Here is a 17,645-nt window from a genome sequence, read left to right on the forward strand (position 1 = left end):
GATCAAATGTGTGTTGACCTAGGAGTGTCAGACAATCACTTGTCAGCCTTGAGAATTTCGTAATCACGCAACTTATTGGCGATGGTGGTGTGGGACACCCCCAGGCGCTTGCCCAACTGTCGGCTGCTGGAATGCTCGGCGTACAAGGCTTCCAACACCGCCTTCTCGAAGCGGCCGACGATGTCCTCCAGGCCGCCCTCCAGGGAAAAATCGCCAAGCGGCTGACGCACGCCATAATCCGGCAAGCGGATATGCTCGACCTTCACCGTCCCGCCCTCGCACAACGACACCGCCTGGAACAGCACGTTTTCCAGTTGCCGCACATTGCCTGGCCAGTGGTAGTGGCTCAGGCGATCCATCGCAGCCGGCGCCAGCTTCGGCAGGGGGCAGCCGATCTGCCGGCTGGCCTGGTCGAGAAAGTGATCCACCAAGGGCGCCAGCCCGTCGAGGCATTCGCGCAGGGGCGGGATATGCAGGGACAACACATTGAGGCGGTGGTAGAGGTCCTGACGGAATTCGCCACGGGCGCACAGCTCGGACAAGTCCACCTGCGTGGCGCAGATCACGCGCACGTCCAGGTAGACCTCTTCATCGCTGCCTACGCGACGGAAGCAACCGTCCTGCAGGAAGCGCAGCAATTTCACCTGCAAGCGTGCGCTCATTTCTCCGACACCATCGAGAAACAACGTCCCCCCCGCCGTCAGCTCCAACAGCCCCAACTTGCCTTCGGCGCGTGCGCCTTCGAACGCGCCGGGGCCGTAGCCGAACAGCTCGGTCTCGGCCATCGACTCGGGCAGGCCCGCGCAGTTGAGCGCCATCAACGGCGATTGCCCACGTGGGCTGGCCAAGTGACAGGCACGCGCCAGCAGTTCCTTGCCAGTGCCGGTTTCGCCTTCTATTAATAGAGGCGCATCCAGCGGCGCCATGCGTCGGGCTTCGCGTACCACGGCGGCCATGACCTTGGAGCTTTGGAAGATGCTGTCAAAGCCGCGCAGTTCCTGCTTGCGCACGTTGTAGATGCGCTCACCGACGCGGTCAGCGCGGTGCAGGGTCAGCACGGCACCGGCCATGGCTTCGCTGTCGTCATGTTCGGAGGATTGCAGCGGCGCGATATCCGCCAGGAACACGTCGCCCTTGACCTTGACCCGCAGGCCGTTGATCCGCGATTTGCTGGCGCGGACCAGTTCGGGCAGATCAAAGTCCTCGGCGTAGCGCGACAGCGGAATCCCCGGCACCTCGTCCACACGCACCCCGAGCAACTGCGCCGCCGCACGGTTGGCGGCGACGATCGAGCCGCCCATATCGATGGACAACACCGGAAACTCCAAGGCACCAAGCAGCGCATTGAGCTCCATATGCCGACGCTCGCTGGGCATCAGCCCTACCCTTTTGACACCAAATACCCCGGCAATCGCCTCGAACTGCGGGCGCAACGCCTGGAATTGCATGTTCACCAGGTTCGGGCAAAACAGGTAGATGGCATTACCATGCTCACCGCCCACCTCGCCCTTGGCGACGTTGACGCCATACTCCACGAGCAGGTTGAGGATGTCCCGCAGGATGCCGATGCGGTTCTGGCAGTGCACTTTGATACGCATGAAGAGGCCCGAAAAGTGGGGAGGCGCCGCGTCTTTTTGTCGCTGGGCGCAGATAGTCGTCAAGATTATGTGACAGCCTGCGGGCTTTTCACAGCCCAGCACAACGGCCACCCCCACAAGCGTAACGAATACTTTACGAAAAGCGGTAACTTTTCCTACCTGTGGCCGCTTTAAACAGATGGAATCTGGCCGCGCACGGGGTATCAATAAGCTCATCGCAGGACATAACAAGAACGAATGCCTAGCAGGAGAGCCGTATGAAGCAGACGCAATACGTGGCCCGCGAGCCCGATGCGCAAGGTTTTATCCACTACTCGCAGGAAGAACATGCGGTGTGGAACACCCTGATCACTCGCCAGTTGAAAGTGATCGAGGGTCGCGCCTGCCAGGAATACCTGGATGGCATCGACAAGCTCGGCCTGCCCCACGATCGTATTCCGCAACTGGATGAAATCAACAAGGTGCTGGCCGAGACCACTGGCTGGCAGGTCGCCCGTGTGCCGGCGCTGATCCCCTTCCAGACGTTCTTCGAATTACTCGCCAGCAAACAGTTTCCGGTGGCGACATTTATCCGCACCCGCGAAGAACTGGACTATCTGCAAGAGCCGGACATTTTTCACGAGATCTTCGGCCACTGCCCGCTGCTGACCAACCCTTGGTTTGCTGAATTCACCCACACCTACGGCAAGCTCGGCCTGGCGGCCACCAAGGAGCAACGGGTGTACCTGGCGCGCCTGTACTGGATGACCATCGAGTTCGGCCTGGTGGACACGCCCGAAGGTCGACGCATCTACGGTGGCGGCATTCTGTCGTCGCCCAAGGAGACGGTGTACAGCCTGTCGTCCGAGCCCGAGCATCAAGTGTTCGACCCGCTGGAAGCGATGCGCACGCCGTATCGCATCGACATTCTGCAACCGCTGTATTTCGTGCTGCCTGACCTCAAGCGCCTGTTTGAAGTGGCGCAGGAGGACATCATGGGCATGGTGGAGCGTGGCATGCAGTTGGGTCTGCACGCACCGAAGTTTCCGCCCAAGCCCAAGGCGGCGTGAACCTTACATCTTGAGGCCAGGTGAGTCTGTTCCCTGGCCGCGCGTTGCTTTAGGGTGACGCTACTGATCTTCAAACACTCGAATTCAGGACACCACCATGACCACGTTGAACCAAGCCCATTGCGAAGCCTGCCGCGCCGATGCCCCACAAGTCAGCGATGAAGAATTGCCGGTGCTGCTCAAGCAGATCCCCGACTGGAACATCGAAGTCCGCGACGGCGTGATGCAACTGGAAAAGGTTTTCCTGTTCAAGAACTTCAAATTCGCCCTGGCCTTTACCAACGCCATGGGTGAAATCTCCGAAGCCGAAGGCCATCACCCGGGCCTGCTCACCGAATGGGGCAAAGTCACCGTGACCTGGTGGAGCCACTCCATCAAAGGCCTGCACCGCAACGACTTCATCATGGCCGCGCGCACCGACGAAGTGGCCAAGGACGCCGAGGGCCGCAAGTAATGCATTTCGATGCCATTGGCCGCGTGCCCGGCGACCCGATCCTCGGGCTGATGGACCTGTACGCCCACGACACCAACCCGAACAAATTCGACCTGGGCGTGGGCGTCTATAAGGACGATCAGGGCCTGACGCCGATTCCGCACTCGGTCAAGTTGGCCGAGCAGCGCCTGGTGGACACGCAAACCACCAAGACCTACATCGGCGGCCACGGTAATGCGGCCTTCGGCACGCTGATCAGCGAGCTGGTGCTCGGTGCCGATTCGGCATTGATTCGCGAGCGCCGCGCCGGCGCCACCCAGACCCCAGGCGGCACTGGCGCCCTGCGCCTGAGCGCCGACTTCATTGCGCACAACCTGCCGGGCCGTGGCGTGTGGCTGAGCAATCCGACCTGGCCGATCCACGAAACTATCTTTGCCAAGGCTGGCATTCCAGTCAGTCATTACCCGTACGTGGGCGCTGACAACCGCCTGGACGTGGCGGCGATGCTCGCCACCTTGTCCACAGTGCCCAAGGGCGATGTCGTGCTGCTGCACGCCTGCTGCCACAACCCGACGGGTTTCGACCTGTCCCAGGACGATTGGCGCCAGGTACTGCAGATCGTGCGCGAGCGCCAGCTGCTGCCGCTGATCGACTTCGCCTACCAGGGCTTTGGCGACGGCTTGGAGCAGGATGCTTGGGCGGTGCGGCTGTTTGCGGCGGAGCTGCCGGAAGTGCTGGTGACCAGTTCGTGCTCGAAGAACTTCGGCTTGTACAGCGACCGCGTCGGCGCGTTGATCGTGTGTGCGGCGGATGCCGAGAAGCTGACGGATGTACGCAGCCAGCTTGCCAACACGGCGCGTAACCTGTGGTCGACGCCGCCGGACCATGGTGCTGCGGTGGTGGCGACCATCCTGGGTGATGCCGAACTGAAAAAGCGGTGGAGCGACGAGGTTGAAGCCATGCGTTCGCGAATCGCCCACCTGCGTTCGGGGCTGGTGGAGGCGTTAGCGCCACACGGCTTGTCGGCGCGGTTCGCGCATATCGGGGCGCAGCGCGGGATGTTTTCCTACACCGGCTTGAGTGCCGAACAGGTGAAGCAACTGCGCGAGAAACACAGCGTGTATATGGTGAGTTCGGGACGGGCCAACGTGGCCGGCATCGATGCGACACGCCTGACATTGCTGGCCAAAGCCATCGCCGACGTTTCCAACTGAAGAAACCGGGACCCCATGTGGGAGCTGGCTTGCCATCTCCCACATTGCTTGGCTGTGTGAATCCTCTAGCCCGCAACCATCTCAGCTTTTAGCAGTGCTGCTTTCGCTTGCGCATCCGCCAACCGATACAACTCGATACTCCCATCCCAGTGCTCGATCAACGCCGTGCACGACTCCACCCAATCCCCACAATTGAGGTAATCCACCTCGCCCACCTTGCGAATCTCCGCATGGTGGATATGCCCGCAGACCACGCCGTGCAGCTCACGTTTGGTCACTTCATGGGCGATGGCTTCTTCGAAATCGCTGATGAAGTTCACCGCCGTCTTGACCTTGTGCTTGAGGTACGCAGACAGCGACCAATAGCCATAGCCATAGCGCGCACGCCAGTGGTTCAGCCAGCGGTTCAGCGTGAGGGTGAACTCGTAAGCCGAGTCACCAAGGAACGCCAGCCAGCGGTGGTAACGGGTGATCACGTCAAACTGATCGCCATGAATCACCAACAGATGCCGGCCATCGGCAGTCACGTGTACCGCTTCGTCCACCAACTGGATGTTGCCCAGGATCAGCTTGGAATAACGACGCAGGAATTCGTCATGGTTGCCGGTGACGTAGATCACTTCGGTACCGCGCTTGGCCATGGTCAGCAGGCGGCGGATCACGTTGGTGTGGGCCTGGGGCCAATACATGCCGCCACGCAGTTTCCAGCCGTCGATGATGTCACCGACCAGGTAGACCTTGTCGGCGTGATAACCCTTGAGGAACTGCGACAAATGTTCGGCCTGGCAATCCCGGGTGCCCAGGTGCACATCGGATATCCACAGGGTACGAACCCGTTGCTTGCGGCTGGGCTTGGCGAACTCGGCACTGGTCATGGGCATCCCTCGACGGTGTTTTCGCGAGCTTGCACCCTGGCGATTAATAGCCTATGACAACGATGCGTCAGTCTGATGACAGCGCTCAGTGCCCGCAAAGCGTTGTAGACTGCCCGCTTGCCGCCCAGGAGACCGCAATGGGACCCGCCCTCACCCTACGCCACTACGTCGAAGCGCCCCTCGCCCACAGCCATGACCATGCGCAATTGGTGTTCGGCCTGTCCGGGCATCTGGACCTGGAAGTGAACGGCCGTGGCAGCCAGGTGCGCGAAAGCAGCGTGATGGTGCTGCCCTTCTCCGCCCACCATGCGTGCTGCAGTCGCGATGGCAGCCGCTGCCTGGTGCTGGATGTGCCCACCGAGCACTGGGTGCTGCAATCGCTGGGGGAACACGCCGATGCCAGTCGCCGCCTGCTGGATCAACCGGCGCGGCTGACCCTGGACTCACGGCAGCACCAACTGGTGCAATGGCTGGCGCACAGCCCGGTGCATGACCCGCTGATCGTCCAGCAAGGTGCGATCCTGCTAATGGCCAGTCTCAATCATCCGCCAGCCCAACCGGCGCTGGGCCGGCGTTTGCCGTACGCGGCGTTCAACGCGCATATCGAGCGCCATGTTGCACACCCGCTGCAGGTGGCCGACCTGGCGCGCATCGCCGACCTGTCGGTGCCGCGCTTGCATGCACGCTTCATGGCGGAATGCGGGCAGACGCCGATGGACTATATCCGTAGCCGTCGCCTGCAAATGGCTTTGGACCTGCTGCGCAAAACCCCGTTGCCCATCGGCGAAATCGCTGAGCGCGTCGGCTATACCTCGCAAAGTGCATTTGCGGCGGCGATGCTGCGTGAGTTTGGCGCCTCCCCGGGTGCTTTGCGACGCAACGCGTAGCGAGAGCCTCGCGATAAAAATCGCGAGCCGAGCGACAGACACCTGTACTGGCGAGCCACTAGACTGCGCTTCTGTCACCCGTTTTATTCAAGGATCGCAATGACTCCCCGCTCAGCCCTCGGCGCCCTGCATATCGGCGCACTGATGTTTGGCCTCACCGGCGTATTCGGCAAACTGGCCGCCGCCTCGCCGGCCGTCATCGTCTTTGGCCGCGCCGCGTTTGCCGTGGTTGCCCTGGCGGTGTTTGCACGGTTCGCCAGCAACACCGCCTGGAAAACGCTGGAGCTGCGTGACTGGCGCCGGCTACTGGTCAGCGGTGTATTACTGGCGGCGCATTGGGTGACGTTCTTTATAGCGGTGAAGGTGGCCGGCGTGGCCGTCGCGACCCTGGGCTTCACCGCGTTCCCGGCCTTTACCGTGATCCTCGAAGGGTTGATCTTCCGCGAGCGCATCCGGGCTAACGAAGTGATGCTAGTGGCGCTGGTCAGCGTCGGCCTGGTGCTGGTGACCCCGGACTTCAACCTCGCCAGCGAAGCCACCAGCGGGTTGCTCTGGGGGATCGCCTCGGGGTTGCTGTTTTCGCTGCTGTCGCTGAACAACCGCGCCAGTTCCGGGCGCATCCCGGCGGTGCAGGCAGCGCTGTGCCAGAACGTGGTGGTCGCGGTGTGCCTGTTGCCCGTCGCGGCCCCGGCGCTGGCGGATGTCAGGGCGCTTGATTGGCTGTGGATCGGCCTGCTCGGCGTGTTCTGCACCGGCCTGGCCCACAGCCTGTTTGTCGCCAGCCTCGCAGTGATCAAGGCACGCACTGCTTCGGTGGTGTTTGCCATGGAGCCGGTCTACGGCATCACCGCGGCCTGGCTGCTGTTTGCCGAAACCCCGACGTTGCGCATGCTGCTGGGGGGCGCGCTGATCATTGTCGCCATTGTGCTGTCCGGCCTGATGGGCAGCGCCAGCCAAGCCAAACAGCCCGCTGTAACGGTCTGATCTATACTTTAAATATCCGCAACAGTGAGTAGTCGTTCAACGGATAACCGACAGCTCGACGACAGCCTGGGTATTTTCTGAAGTTGCTGCACGCGAGTGGTCAAAACCTCAACGCGATGCGGGAGCTTTACTATGGAAATGTTCATCAGTTTGTTGGTGCAGATTATCAGCGGGGCCGTCGGCGGCAACATTGCAGGAATGACCAAACAGAGCCTGGGGACCGGGCTCAATACCGTTATCGGTGGTGTAGGCGGACTGGTGCTGGGTCAGCTTGTCGCGGCACTGACGGGCACCTCCGGCGGCGAGGCGCTGGATGTGGCGGCGGTCGGCAGCAATATTGTTGGCGGTGGCGTCGGTGGGCTGTTGCTGACCTGGCTTATTGGCTTCATCAAACAAAAGATGGCGGCCAAATAACGCTGCACCACAAGGTCACCGCCCTCATCAGGTGGTGACTCTCACTGTGTACGATCGTTGTGCCCCAGGTCACGCTGCGGGTCTATCCGGTCGCGTACACGCTGCTTCAGCACCTTGGCTTCAGGAAAGCCACCATCAGCCTTACGCTCCCAGATCTGCACGCCGTCGCAGGTGATGCGAAACGCGCCACCGGTGGCCGGCTCCAGCGACACTTTCCCCAGGTCATCGGCAAACGTACTCAACAATTCCTGCGCCAGCCAGGCGGCGCGCAGCAGCCACTGGCACTGGGTGCAATAGGTGATGACGATCTCGGGTTTGATCGAAGACATAATTTGAGAGGTTCCAGGCGTAACGGGCTCGGCGGATCGAGTGGCTATAATACCGGCCTTTATCGCCCAGCCTAGAGATTCATGATGCGCCGCCTGCTGTCCTGCCTGTTTCTGTGCCTGATCCCTCTTCTAGCCGACGCCGTTGAACCGCCACGTCCGAAAATCGGCCTGGTGCTGTCCGGCGGCGCCGCCCGTGGCTTGGCCCATATCGGCGTGCTCAAGGCGCTGGAAGAGCAAGGCATCCAGATCGACGCGATTGCCGGCACCAGCATGGGCGCGGTGATCGGCGGGCTGTACGCGTCGGGCTACAAGATCGATGAGCTGGAAAAACTGGCGCTGAGCATCGACTGGCAACAGGCGCTGTCCGACGCACCGCCCCGGGAAGACGTGCCGTTCCGGCGCAAGCAGGATGACCGAGATTTCCTGGTCAAGCAGAAACTCAGCTTCCGCGACGACGGCAGCCTGGGTCTGCCACTGGGCGTGATCCAGGGCCAGAACCTGGCGCTGCTGCTGGAAAGCATGTTCGCCCACAGCAGCAACACGCGTAACTTCGACAAGCTGCCGATCCCCTTCCGCGCCGTGGCGACTGATATCACCACCGGCGAGAAGGTGGTGTTCCGCAAGGGTCACCTCCCCCAGGTAATCCGCGCCAGCATGTCGATCCCGGCGGTATTCGCGCCAGTGGAACTGGACGGCCGGCTGCTGGTGGACGGCGGCATGACCGACAACATCCCGCTGGATGTGGCGCGTGAAATGGGCGTGGATATCGCCATCGTCGTCGACATCGGCACCCCACTGCGTTCGCGCAAGCAACTGGCGACGGTGGTGGACGTACTCAACCAGTCGATCACCCTGATGACCCGGCGCAATTCCGAAGAACAACTCAAGGCCCTGCATCCCAAGGACGTGCTGATCCAGCCACCCCTCGCCGCCTACGGCGTGACTGACTTCGGCCGCGCCAAAGACATGATCGATGCCGGCTACCGCGCCACCCGCGCCCTTGATGCCCGCCTGGCCCACGTGCGCCCTGCCGAGCCGATCGACCCGCAATTGGTGGCCGCCCGTGCACCCGGCGAACGCACACCGGTGATCACCGCCATCAACGTGGAAAACGACTCGAAAGTCAGCGACGACGTGATCCGCTACTACATCCGCCAACCCCTGGGCGAACCGCTGAACCTGGGCCGCCTGCAAACGGACATGGGCACCCTCTACGGCCTGGACTATTTTGAGCAGGTGCAATACCGCGTGGTGAAAAAGGGTCAAGACAACACCCTGGTGATCAGTGCGCGCGGCAAACGCAGCGGCACCGACTACCTGCGACTGGGGTTGAACCTGTCGGATGACATGCGTGGCGACAGCGCTTTCAACCTCGGCGCCAGCTACCGCATGAATGGTATCAACCGCCTCGGCGCCGAATGGCTGACGCGGGTACAAATCGGTGATCGCCAAGAGCTGTACAGCGAGTTCTATCAGCCGATGGACACCGGTTCGCGTTACTTTGTCGCGCCGTATATCAGCGCCCAGGCTCAGAACGTCGAGCTGATCCTGGACAACGACCCCATCTCCGAATACCGCCTGGAACGCTACGGCTTCGGCTTGAACGTTGGACGGCAGATCGGCAACAGTGGCGAAATCCGCTTTGGCGTCGGCGAAGCCTGGGGTAAGGCGGATGTGCGCATCGGCGACCGGGATCTGCCCAGTGTAAGTTTCAGCGAAGGCTTCTATGAGCTGAAGTACTCCTTCGATTCCCTGGATAACGTGTACTTCCCCCATACCGGTGAAGACATCGGCCTGGCCTACCGCGAGTTCGAACCTGGGCTGGGCTCGGACCAGCGCTACCGCCAGTGGGAGTTCAAGCTCGACAAAGCCATGAGCCACGGCCCGGATACCCTGGTGCTGGGCGGGCGCTACGGGCGTACCCTGGATGATTCGGACGTGGTGATTTCCAGCTTCCTGCTGGGCGGTGCGCGACAGTTGTCGGGCTTCCGCCAGGACGCAATCTCAGGCCAGAACATCAGCCTGATGCGCGCGGTGTACTACCGCAGGCTCACGCCGCGTTCGTACCTGCCGCTGGATTTCCCGCTGTACCTAGGCGCGTCACTGGAGCGCGGCCGGGCGTGGAACAACGACAATGAATTCGACAGCGGGTATATCAATGCGGCGAGTATTTTCCTGGGGTTCGATACACCGCTGGGGCCACTGAATTTCAGCTATGGGTTCAATGATGATAATCAGAAGGCGGTGTACCTGAACCTGGGGCAGACGTTCTAAAGGCTTACGCTGAACCCGATGTGGGAACGGGCTTTTGTGGTGAGCCCGCCCAGTGGTTTCTTCAGGACTTTTCGAGATTCGACAGGATGTGTGCATGCACGCGCATGCACACGCTCAAATCAGCTTCATCCACACCCACAAACAGCTCATGCCGCAGGGCGGTAGCGATGGTTTCAATCTGTTCGATCAAGGGACGGGCGGTGTCACACAACAAGATACGCTTGGCACGACGGTCTTCCACCACGGCCTGGCGTTGCACCAGGCCCTGACCTTCCAGACTGTCCAGCAGCCGGGCCAGTGTCGGCCCTTCTACCCCGACGCTTTGCGCCAGCTCACGTTGGGTGGGTGCCTCTTCGAAACGGGCCAGGTGCAACAGCACCAGCCAGCGCGCCTGGGACAGGCCAAGCCCGGCCAGGCGGCGGTCCAACTCGGCGCGCCAACCACGGGACATTTGCGCCAATTGCATGCCAAATCGGTGTTGATCGGTTAACGGCATAAAAAACTCATGTTTTAGACTGAAAATAAAGTGTGGCTAATTATTAGTCAGCTAAGCATGAGCTTTGCCCGTAGGCAAGAGTTGCTATGTACTGATTCGTTACATTGTCGCAATTGGCGCACTAAATTTCGAATTCAGACTGCAAAGCCGCCCGCACGCAGTACAAAACACCTTCCGGAACACGCCCGGTAAACAGCGGGGCAATCTCCGCCACAGGTGGCAATTCGCCCTCTCCGTCCAAGAACGCGTCTTGGATTTCACCGAGCAGATCCTCTGGCAAATCAAGGGCCTGCTCCAACGACAGTTGCTGCTTGCCAATGGATTCGGCAAGCAAGGTGTAGACGTTCTTCTCCGAGCACTGCAACTGACCGGCGATCTGGACCGGGGTCATACCGGCGCGTGCCAGGCTGATCAGTTCGTGGCGGATATCGGCGACTTCCTTTGGCGCCTCGGCCTGGCCGCCGAGCACTTCGAGGAAGGCCTGGCCGTAACGCTCCAGCTTGCGCGCGCCCACCCCACTGACCCGCGCCATCTCGGCCATGCTGGTGGGCTGCTCGCGCAGCATCTCCAGCAAGGTGGAGTCGGGGAAAATAACGTACGGCGGCACGCTGTGTTCCTGCGCCAGTTTGCGTCGCAGGGTGCGCAAGGCTTCCCACTGTTCGCGTTCTTCGCCACGCACCAACTGGCTGGCCTGGCTGGTGCTGCTCTTGGCGGTGGTTTGCGGCTTGAGGTCGCGGCGCAGCTCCAGGCTGACTTCGCCCTTGAGCAACGGCCGGCAGCTGTCATTCAGACGTAGGCCGCCAAACCCCTCGATATCGATGTCCACCAGGCCACGCGCCACCATCTGCCGGAACAACGAGCGCCACTCGCCTTCGGCGCGGGCCTTGCCGACGCCGTAGACCGAGAGTTTTTCGTGGCCGAAGCTGCGCACTTTCTCGTTGTCCTTGCCCAGCAACACGTCCACCAGGTGACCGACGCCGTAACGCTGACCGGTGCGGTAGATAGCGGACAAGCCTTGGCGCGCCGGCTCAGTGGCATCCCAGGTCTGCACGCCGTCGACACAGTTGTCGCAATGGCCACAGGGTTCGGGCATGTCTTCATCGAAATACGCCAGCAAGGTCTGGCGGCGGCAGCGGGTCTCCTCACACAGCGAGAGCATCGCGTCGAGCTTGTGTTGCTCCAGGCGCTTGTGGCGCTCGTCGCCCTCGGAGTTCTGCAGCATCTGCTTGAGCATCACCACGTCCTGCAGGCCGTAGACCATCCACGCATCCGCCGGCAAACCATCACGGCCGGCACGGCCGGTTTCCTGGTAGTAGGCCTCAAGGGATTTGGGCAGGTCCATGTGCGCGACGAATCGCACGTTGGACTTGTCGATGCCCATGCCGAACGCGATGGTGGCCACCATGATCAGGCCTTCCTCGTTGAGGAAGCGCTTCTGGTGGTAGGCACGCAGGTCATTCGGCAGGCCGGCGTGATACGGCAGTGCCGGGTAGCCTTGCTCACAGAGAAACGCGGCGACTTCATCGACCTTCTTGCGCGACAGGCAATAGACGATGCCCGCATCGCTGCGTCGCTCCGAGAGGAACGCCAGCAACTGCTTGCGCGGCTGCTCCTTGGGCACGATGCGGTAGAAAATATTCGGCCGGTCAAAGCTCGACAGGAAGCGCTCGGCGTTCTGCAGGTGCAGGCGCTCGACGATTTCTTCGCGGGTACGCTTGTCGGCGGTGGCGGTCAGGGCAATGCGCGGCACATCGGGAAACAGCTCGGCCAATTGACCCAGTTGCAAATACTCACGGCGAAAGTCATGACCCCATTGGGACACACAGTGGGCTTCGTCGATGGCGAACAGGGCGATTTCCAGGCTCTGCAAAAAAGCCAGCATGCGCGGCTGCACCAGACGCTCGGGGGCCAGGTACAGCATCTTCACTTCACCGCGCTTGATACGCGCCGCCAGGTCGCGCTGCTGCTCGGCACTGAGGGTGGAGTTCAACGAAGCAGCGGCGACACCGAGCTCTTCAAGGGTCGCCACCTGGTCGTCCATCAACGCGATCAACGGCGACACCACCACCGCCAGGCCATTGCGCAACAGCGCCGGCACCTGGAAGCACAACGACTTGCCGCCGCCGGTAGGCATCAGGACCAGGGCGTCACCGCCGCTGGCCACGCGCTCAATGATCGCACCCTGGCGGCCACGAAAACTGTCGTAGCCGAAGATGTCCTTGAGGACGCGTTGTGCCTGCTCGAGCATGTAAAACTCCAAAAATAGTGCCGAAATCCCTCTGTACAGGCTGGCCGAAAAAATGCGCTTTCACGGGAAAAAATCCGTAAGCGAAGTTTTCGCGGACTGGCGCTTGGCCTGCAAGGGCATCACAAAACGCGGCAGTATACCCGAGCGCTACCTGGCAAAGGGCGCCACTGACGAATAGCGACCGCGATCTAAAATGCCGTTCGGCTGGCCTGTGCGCTCAAGAAAGCCTAGAATTCAGCATCGTTTATTCCCAAGGTAGTCCTTCAATGTCCTTCGCTGAGCAACTAACCCGCCTGCAAGCCTTCCTCGACGCCGATGAGCTGCATGACGAGGCGCTGGACTACGTGGCCGCCCACGGCTACCTGACCGCCCTGTCGATCTGCTCCGAAGTCGTACCTGACCGTGAATGGATCGACGCGTTGTTCGCCGAAGAGCCGCACTACACCGACGCCGCCCAACGCGAAGAAATCGAATCCACCCTGCTGGCCCTCAAGGCCCACATCGGTCGCCAACTGGCCTCCGACGAGGAATTCGAGCTGCCGTGCGAGCTGGACCTGGGCGAAGAACCGGATGACTCCGATCTGCGCGGCTGGTGCATCGGCTTCATGGAAGGCGTGTTCCTGCGCGAAGCCGCCTGGTTCGAAACCGCCGAGGAAGAAGTCAGCGAAATGCTGCTGCCGATCATGGTCGGTTCGGGCCTGTTCGACGACCAGCCTGAGTTCGCCGACATCGCCGCCGATGCCAACCTGATGGACGACATGATCGTTCAGATCCCGGAAGCCCTGACTGCGCTGTACCTGCTGTGCAACGCTCCTGACGAAAAACCGGCGATCCTCAAGCCACGTCACCACTGAGTCGCTTGCCCGTGACACCCATGGGCAATCGTTCACTGCTCCTGCGCTACGGGCTGCTGGCCATCGGCTGGCTGAGCGTAGCGTTGGGGGTGATAGGCATTTTCCTACCGGTATTGCCGACCACACCCTTCCTACTCCTCGCTGCCGCCTGTTTCGCCAGAAGCTCTCCGCGTTTCTACCATTGGCTGGTGCAACACCCGCGCCTGGGCCCATGGATCCGTGATTACCTGGACGGCAATGGCATCCCTCTCAAGGGCAAGGTCTACGCCATCGGCCTGATGTGGCTGAGCATCAGCGTCTCCTGCTACCTGGTGCCACTGCCGTGGGCACGTGGTTTCATGCTGACCAGCGCGGTGCTGGTGACTATTTACATCCTGCGCCAGAAAACCCTGCCACCCCGCTAGGCCGCGACATCACGTCGCGCTCAGACCTTGGTCGACACTGACTAACCCCCAGCATTCTGCGAGACTGTCCAACCGGGCCCGGAATGCCCGGGTGTTCTTATGCTCGGAGTTACCATGACGCTGTCCAGCGGGCTGATCGCCACCGTTGCCCTGGCCTATATGGCCATTATGTTTGCCATCGCCTTCTACGGTGATCGTCGCCGTGCGCCACTGCCGCCGCGTATGCGCGCCTGGGTGTACAGCCTGTCGCTGGCCGTGTATTGCACCAGTTGGACCTTCTTCGGCGCTGTAGGCCAGGCTGCCGAACAGTTGTGGGCATTTTTACCGATCTACCTGGGACCGGTGCTGTTGTTGGTACTGGCACCTTGGGTGCTGCAGAAGATGATTCTGATCAGCAAGCAGGAAAACATTACCTCTATCGCCGACTTTATTGCGGCGCGCTACGGCAAATCCCAATCCCTTGCCGTGGTGGTCGCGCTGATCTGCCTGGTCGGCGTGCTGCCTTATATCGCCCTGCAACTCAAAGGCATCGTACTGGGCGTCAACCTGCTGATCGGCGCCGGCGCCGACACCACCGGCACCCGCGCCCAGGACACCGCGCTGATCGTCTCGCTGGTGCTGGCGCTGTTCACCATTGTGTTTGGTACGCGCAACCTCGATGCCACGGAACACCACCGCGGCATGGTGCTGGCGATTGCGTTTGAATCCCTGGTCAAGTTGCTCGCGTTTCTTGCGGTCGGCGCGTTTGTGACCTACGGGTTGTACGACGGTTTCGGCGACCTGTTCAGCCAGGCCATGCTCGCGCCTCGCCTGGATGAATACTGGAAGGAGACCGTCAACTGGCCATCAATGGTGGTACAGACCGGTGTGGCCATGATGGCGATTATCTGCCTGCCTCGGCAGTTCCATGTCACGGTGGTGGAGAACATCGATCCCCAGGACCTGCGCCTGGCCAAGTGGGTGTTTCCCGCGTACCTGGTGCTGGCCGCGTTGTTCGTGATCCCTATCGCCCTCGGCGGCAAGATGCTGCTGCCCAGCTCGGTATTGCCGGACTCCTATGTGATCAGCCTGCCCATGGCCGAAGCCCATCCGGCGCTGGCCGTGCTGGCATTTATCGGCGGTGCGTCGGCGGCCACCGGCATGGTGATCGTGGCGAGCATCGCCCTGTCGACCATGGTGTCCAACGACATGCTGCTGCCCTGGCTGCTGCGTCGTTCCAGCGCCGAACGGCCGTTCGAAGTGTTTCGCCACTGGATGCTGTCGGTACGCCGGGTGAGCATCGTGATCATTCTGTTGCTGGCCTACGTCAGCTATCGCCTGCTCGGCTCTACTGCGAGCCTGGCGACCATCGGCCAGATCGCCTTTGCCGCCGTGACCCAACTGGCGCCGGCCATGCTCGGTGCGCTGTATTGGAAACAAGCGAACCGACGCGGTGTGTTCGCAGGGCTCGCAGCCGGTACTTTCCTGTGGTTCTACACCTTGGTCCTACCGGTGACGGCGAAAAGCCTGGGCTGGTCCCTCAGCCTTTTCCCAGGGCTGACCTGGATGCACTCCCACCCGCTGGGCCTGTCCGTCACCTCATTGACCTTGGGCACCGTGTTCTCCCTGGCGGGTAACTTCACGCTGTTTGTGTGGGTGTCGATGCTGTCGCGCACACGCGTGTCAGAACACTGGCAAGCCGGGCGTTTCATCGGCCAGGAAATCAGCCAACGCGCCAGCGCCCGCTCGATGTTGTCGGTGCAAATCAGCGACTTGCTCAGCCTGGCGGCGCGTTTTGTCGGTGAAGAACGCGCCCAGCAAAGCTTTATCCGCTTCGCCTATCGCCAGGGAAAGGGCTTCAACCCCAACCAGAACGCCGACAACGATTGGATCGCCCATACCGAGCGCTTATTGGCCGGCGTGCTGGGAGCGTCTTCGACACGCGCAGTGGTAAAAGCGGCCATTGAAGGTCGGGAAATGCAGCTGGAGGACGTCGTCCGCATCGCTGATGAAGCCTCGGAGGTGCTGCAGTTCAACCGCGCGTTGCTGCAAGGCGCCATCGAGAACATCACCCAGGGCATCAGCGTGGTCGACCAGTCCCTCAAGCTGGTGGCCTGGAACCGGCGTTATCTGGAGCTGTTCAACTATCCGGACGGGCTGATCAGCGTGGGCCGGCCGATCGCCGACATCATCCGCTACAACGCCGAACGCGGGCTGTGCGGGCCGGGCGAGGCCGAAGTACACGTGGCGCGCCGCCTGCACTGGATGCGCCAGGGCCGTGCGCACACCTCCGAGCGCTTGTTCCCCAATGGCCGGGTGATCGAGCTGATCGGCAACCCGATGCCCGGCGGCGGTTTCGTCATGAGTTTCACTGACATCACCGCGTTCCGCGAAGCCGAACAGGCACTCACCGAGGCCAACGAAGGCCTGGAACAACGGGTGACCGCGCGTACCTACGAACTGTCGCAACTCAACGTCGCGCTCACCGATGCCAAGGGCGTGGCCGAGTCCGCGAGCCAGTCGAAGACGCGCTTTCTGGCGGCCGTGAGCCATGACTTGATGCAACCCTTGAATGCCGCACGCCTGTTCTCCGCCGCCCTTTCCCATCAGAACGACGGCCTGTCCAGCGAAGCCCGGCAATTGGTGCAGCATCTGGACAGTTCCCTACGCTCTGCCGAGGACCTGATCAGCGACCTGCTGGACATCTCGCGCCTGGAAAACGGCAAGATCAATCCGCAGCGCCAGCCTTTTGTGCTTAACGAACTGTTCGACACCTTGGGCGCGGAGTTTAAAGCGCTGGCCCAGGAGCAAGGCCTGCGTTTCCGCCTGCGCGGCAGTCGCTTGCGCGTCGACAGCGATATCAAGTTGCTGCGGCGCATCCTGCAGAATTTTCTGACCAACGCTTTCCGTTATGCCGACGGCCCGGTACTGCTGGGCGTACGCCGACGCAAGGGCGAGCTGTGCCTGGAAGTGTGGGACCGTGGCCCCGGCATCCCGCTGGATAAACAGAAGGTGATCTTCGAAGAATTCAAGCGCCTGGACAGTCACCAGACCCGCGCGGAGAAAGGACTGGGGCTGGGCCTGGCGATCGCCGATGGCTTGTGTCGCGTACTCGGCCATCGGTTGAGCGTGCGCTCATGGCCAGGCAAGGGCAGCGTGTTCAGCGTGCGCGTGCCGTTGGCGCGCAATCAAGTCAGCGCTCCGATCAAGCCCCCCCAGGAAAACGGCCTGCCATTGAGCGGTGCACAGGTGCTGTGTGTAGATAACGAAGAGAGCATCTTGATCGGCATGCGCAGCCTGCTGACGCGTTGGGGCTGCGAGGTGTGGACCGCCACCGACCAGGCCCAATGCGCAGCGTTACTCGCCGACGGCGTGCGCCCGCAACTGGCCATGGTGGACTACCACCTGGACCATGGCGAAACCGGGACTGAACTGATGGGTTGGCTGCGAGCGCAATTGGCGGAGCCGATTCCCGGCGTGGTGATCAGCGCCGACGGCCGCCCGGAGATGGTGGCCGAGGTGCATGCGGCGGGGTTGGATTATCTGGCCAAGCCGGTGAAGCCTGCGGCGTTGCGGGCGTTGCTGAGTCGGCATTTGCCGCTGTAGG

At 61.7% G+C, this 17,645-nt stretch carries 15 protein-coding genes; 10 read left to right on the forward strand and 5 right to left on the reverse strand.

The genetic code is table 11. The features are described 5' to 3' along the window. Positions 1 to 35: 35 nt before the first annotated feature. Positions 36 to 1,598: a sigma-54-dependent phenylalanine hydroxylase transcriptional regulator PhhR gene (locus PF1751_RS19900; RefSeq protein WP_010208723.1), complete on the reverse strand. Its 1,563-nt coding sequence runs from the start codon at positions 1,596 to 1,598 to the stop codon at positions 36 to 38. 257 nt (positions 1,599 to 1,855) lie between these two features. On the opposite strand from PF1751_RS19900, the gene phhA reads away from it, so the two are divergent. The 3 genes from phhA to PF1751_RS19915 all read left to right on the forward strand — a co-directional run bounded on the left by phhA (position 1,856) and on the right by PF1751_RS19915 (position 4,294). Continuing rightward, positions 1,856 to 2,647 (forward strand): phenylalanine 4-monooxygenase, encoded by a 792-nt coding sequence (gene phhA / locus PF1751_RS19905; protein WP_044287603.1) that lies wholly within the window; start codon positions 1,856 to 1,858, stop codon positions 2,645 to 2,647. 97 nt (positions 2,648 to 2,744) lie between these two features. Beyond that, entirely contained in the window at positions 2,745 to 3,101 is a 357-nt protein-coding gene (locus PF1751_RS19910; protein ID WP_010208721.1) for a 4a-hydroxytetrahydrobiopterin dehydratase, read from the forward strand. Continuing rightward, positions 3,101 to 4,294 carry an amino acid aminotransferase gene (locus tag PF1751_RS19915; RefSeq protein WP_044287605.1) on the forward strand — a complete coding sequence of 398 codons (1,194 nt, stop codon included), beginning with the start codon at positions 3,101 to 3,103 and terminating at the stop codon, positions 4,292 to 4,294. The genes PF1751_RS19910 and PF1751_RS19915 overlap by 1 nt, the downstream gene beginning before the upstream one ends. Before the next feature lie 65 nt (positions 4,295 to 4,359). Here PF1751_RS19915 and PF1751_RS19920 read toward each other — a convergent pair whose 3' ends face one another. After that, a complete protein-coding gene (locus PF1751_RS19920; RefSeq protein WP_010208719.1) occupies positions 4,360 to 5,169 on the reverse strand; it encodes a UDP-2,3-diacylglucosamine diphosphatase in 810 nt (269 codons plus the stop codon). A gap of 137 nt (positions 5,170 to 5,306) precedes the next feature. On the opposite strand from PF1751_RS19920, the gene PF1751_RS19925 reads away from it, so the two are divergent. The 3 genes from PF1751_RS19925 to PF1751_RS19935 all read left to right on the forward strand — a co-directional run bounded on the left by PF1751_RS19925 (position 5,307) and on the right by PF1751_RS19935 (position 7,454). Then, positions 5,307 to 6,056, forward strand: coding sequence for an AraC family transcriptional regulator (locus PF1751_RS19925; protein WP_044287607.1), 750 nt, complete (start codon positions 5,307 to 5,309; stop codon positions 6,054 to 6,056). Positions 6,057 to 6,155: 99 nt separating this feature from the next. Next, the gene (locus PF1751_RS19930) at positions 6,156 to 7,040 is read left to right on the forward strand and encodes a DMT family transporter (protein ID WP_044287609.1); all 885 of its coding nucleotides are present in this window, start codon (positions 6,156 to 6,158) and stop codon (positions 7,038 to 7,040) included. A 132-nt stretch (positions 7,041 to 7,172) separates the two neighbouring features. After that, complete coding sequence (locus PF1751_RS19935; RefSeq protein ID WP_010208716.1) at positions 7,173 to 7,454, forward strand: hypothetical protein; 282 nt, start codon at positions 7,173 to 7,175, stop codon at positions 7,452 to 7,454. Positions 7,455 to 7,495: 41 nt separating this feature from the next. Here PF1751_RS19935 and PF1751_RS19940 read toward each other — a convergent pair whose 3' ends face one another. Then, positions 7,496 to 7,783, reverse strand: coding sequence for an Rdx family protein (locus tag PF1751_RS19940; RefSeq protein ID WP_021490851.1), 288 nt, complete (start codon positions 7,781 to 7,783; stop codon positions 7,496 to 7,498). An 84-nt stretch (positions 7,784 to 7,867) separates the two neighbouring features. Here PF1751_RS19940 and PF1751_RS19945 point away from each other — a divergent pair, with 84 nt between their 5' ends. Then, the gene (locus PF1751_RS19945) at positions 7,868 to 10,057 is read left to right on the forward strand and encodes a patatin-like phospholipase family protein (protein ID WP_010208711.1); all 2,190 of its coding nucleotides are present in this window, start codon (positions 7,868 to 7,870) and stop codon (positions 10,055 to 10,057) included. Positions 10,058 to 10,118: 61 nt separating this feature from the next. Here PF1751_RS19945 and PF1751_RS19950 read toward each other — a convergent pair whose 3' ends face one another. Then, positions 10,119 to 10,553, reverse strand: a complete 435-nt coding sequence (locus PF1751_RS19950) for a MarR family transcriptional regulator (protein WP_010208708.1) — start codon at positions 10,551 to 10,553, stop codon at positions 10,119 to 10,121. 121 nt (positions 10,554 to 10,674) lie between these two features. Next, the gene (gene recQ / locus PF1751_RS19955; RefSeq protein WP_021490852.1) at positions 10,675 to 12,801 is read right to left on the reverse strand and encodes a DNA helicase RecQ; all 2,127 of its coding nucleotides are present in this window, start codon (positions 12,799 to 12,801) and stop codon (positions 10,675 to 10,677) included. Positions 12,802 to 13,067: 266 nt separating this feature from the next. On the opposite strand from recQ, the gene PF1751_RS19960 reads away from it, so the two are divergent. The 3 genes from PF1751_RS19960 (at position 13,068) to PF1751_RS19970 (ending at position 17,644) form a co-directional block, all read left to right on the forward strand. Beyond that, on the forward strand, positions 13,068 to 13,655 hold the full coding sequence (locus PF1751_RS19960) for a UPF0149 family protein (RefSeq protein WP_010208706.1): 588 nt from the start codon (positions 13,068 to 13,070) through the stop codon (positions 13,653 to 13,655). 20 nt (positions 13,656 to 13,675) lie between these two features. Next, the gene (locus PF1751_RS19965) at positions 13,676 to 14,059 is read left to right on the forward strand and encodes a YbaN family protein (protein WP_010208705.1); all 384 of its coding nucleotides are present in this window, start codon (positions 13,676 to 13,678) and stop codon (positions 14,057 to 14,059) included. A gap of 114 nt (positions 14,060 to 14,173) precedes the next feature. Continuing rightward, positions 14,174 to 17,644 (forward strand): hybrid sensor histidine kinase/response regulator, encoded by a 3,471-nt coding sequence (locus tag PF1751_RS19970; protein ID WP_044287611.1) that lies wholly within the window; start codon positions 14,174 to 14,176, stop codon positions 17,642 to 17,644. Position 17,645: the final 1 nt, after the last annotated feature.

Origin of the sequence: Pseudomonas simiae, assembly GCF_000934565.1 — a bacterium.
In the GTDB taxonomy this organism is placed as follows: Bacteria; Pseudomonadota; Gammaproteobacteria; order Pseudomonadales; family Pseudomonadaceae; genus Aquipseudomonas; species Aquipseudomonas simiae.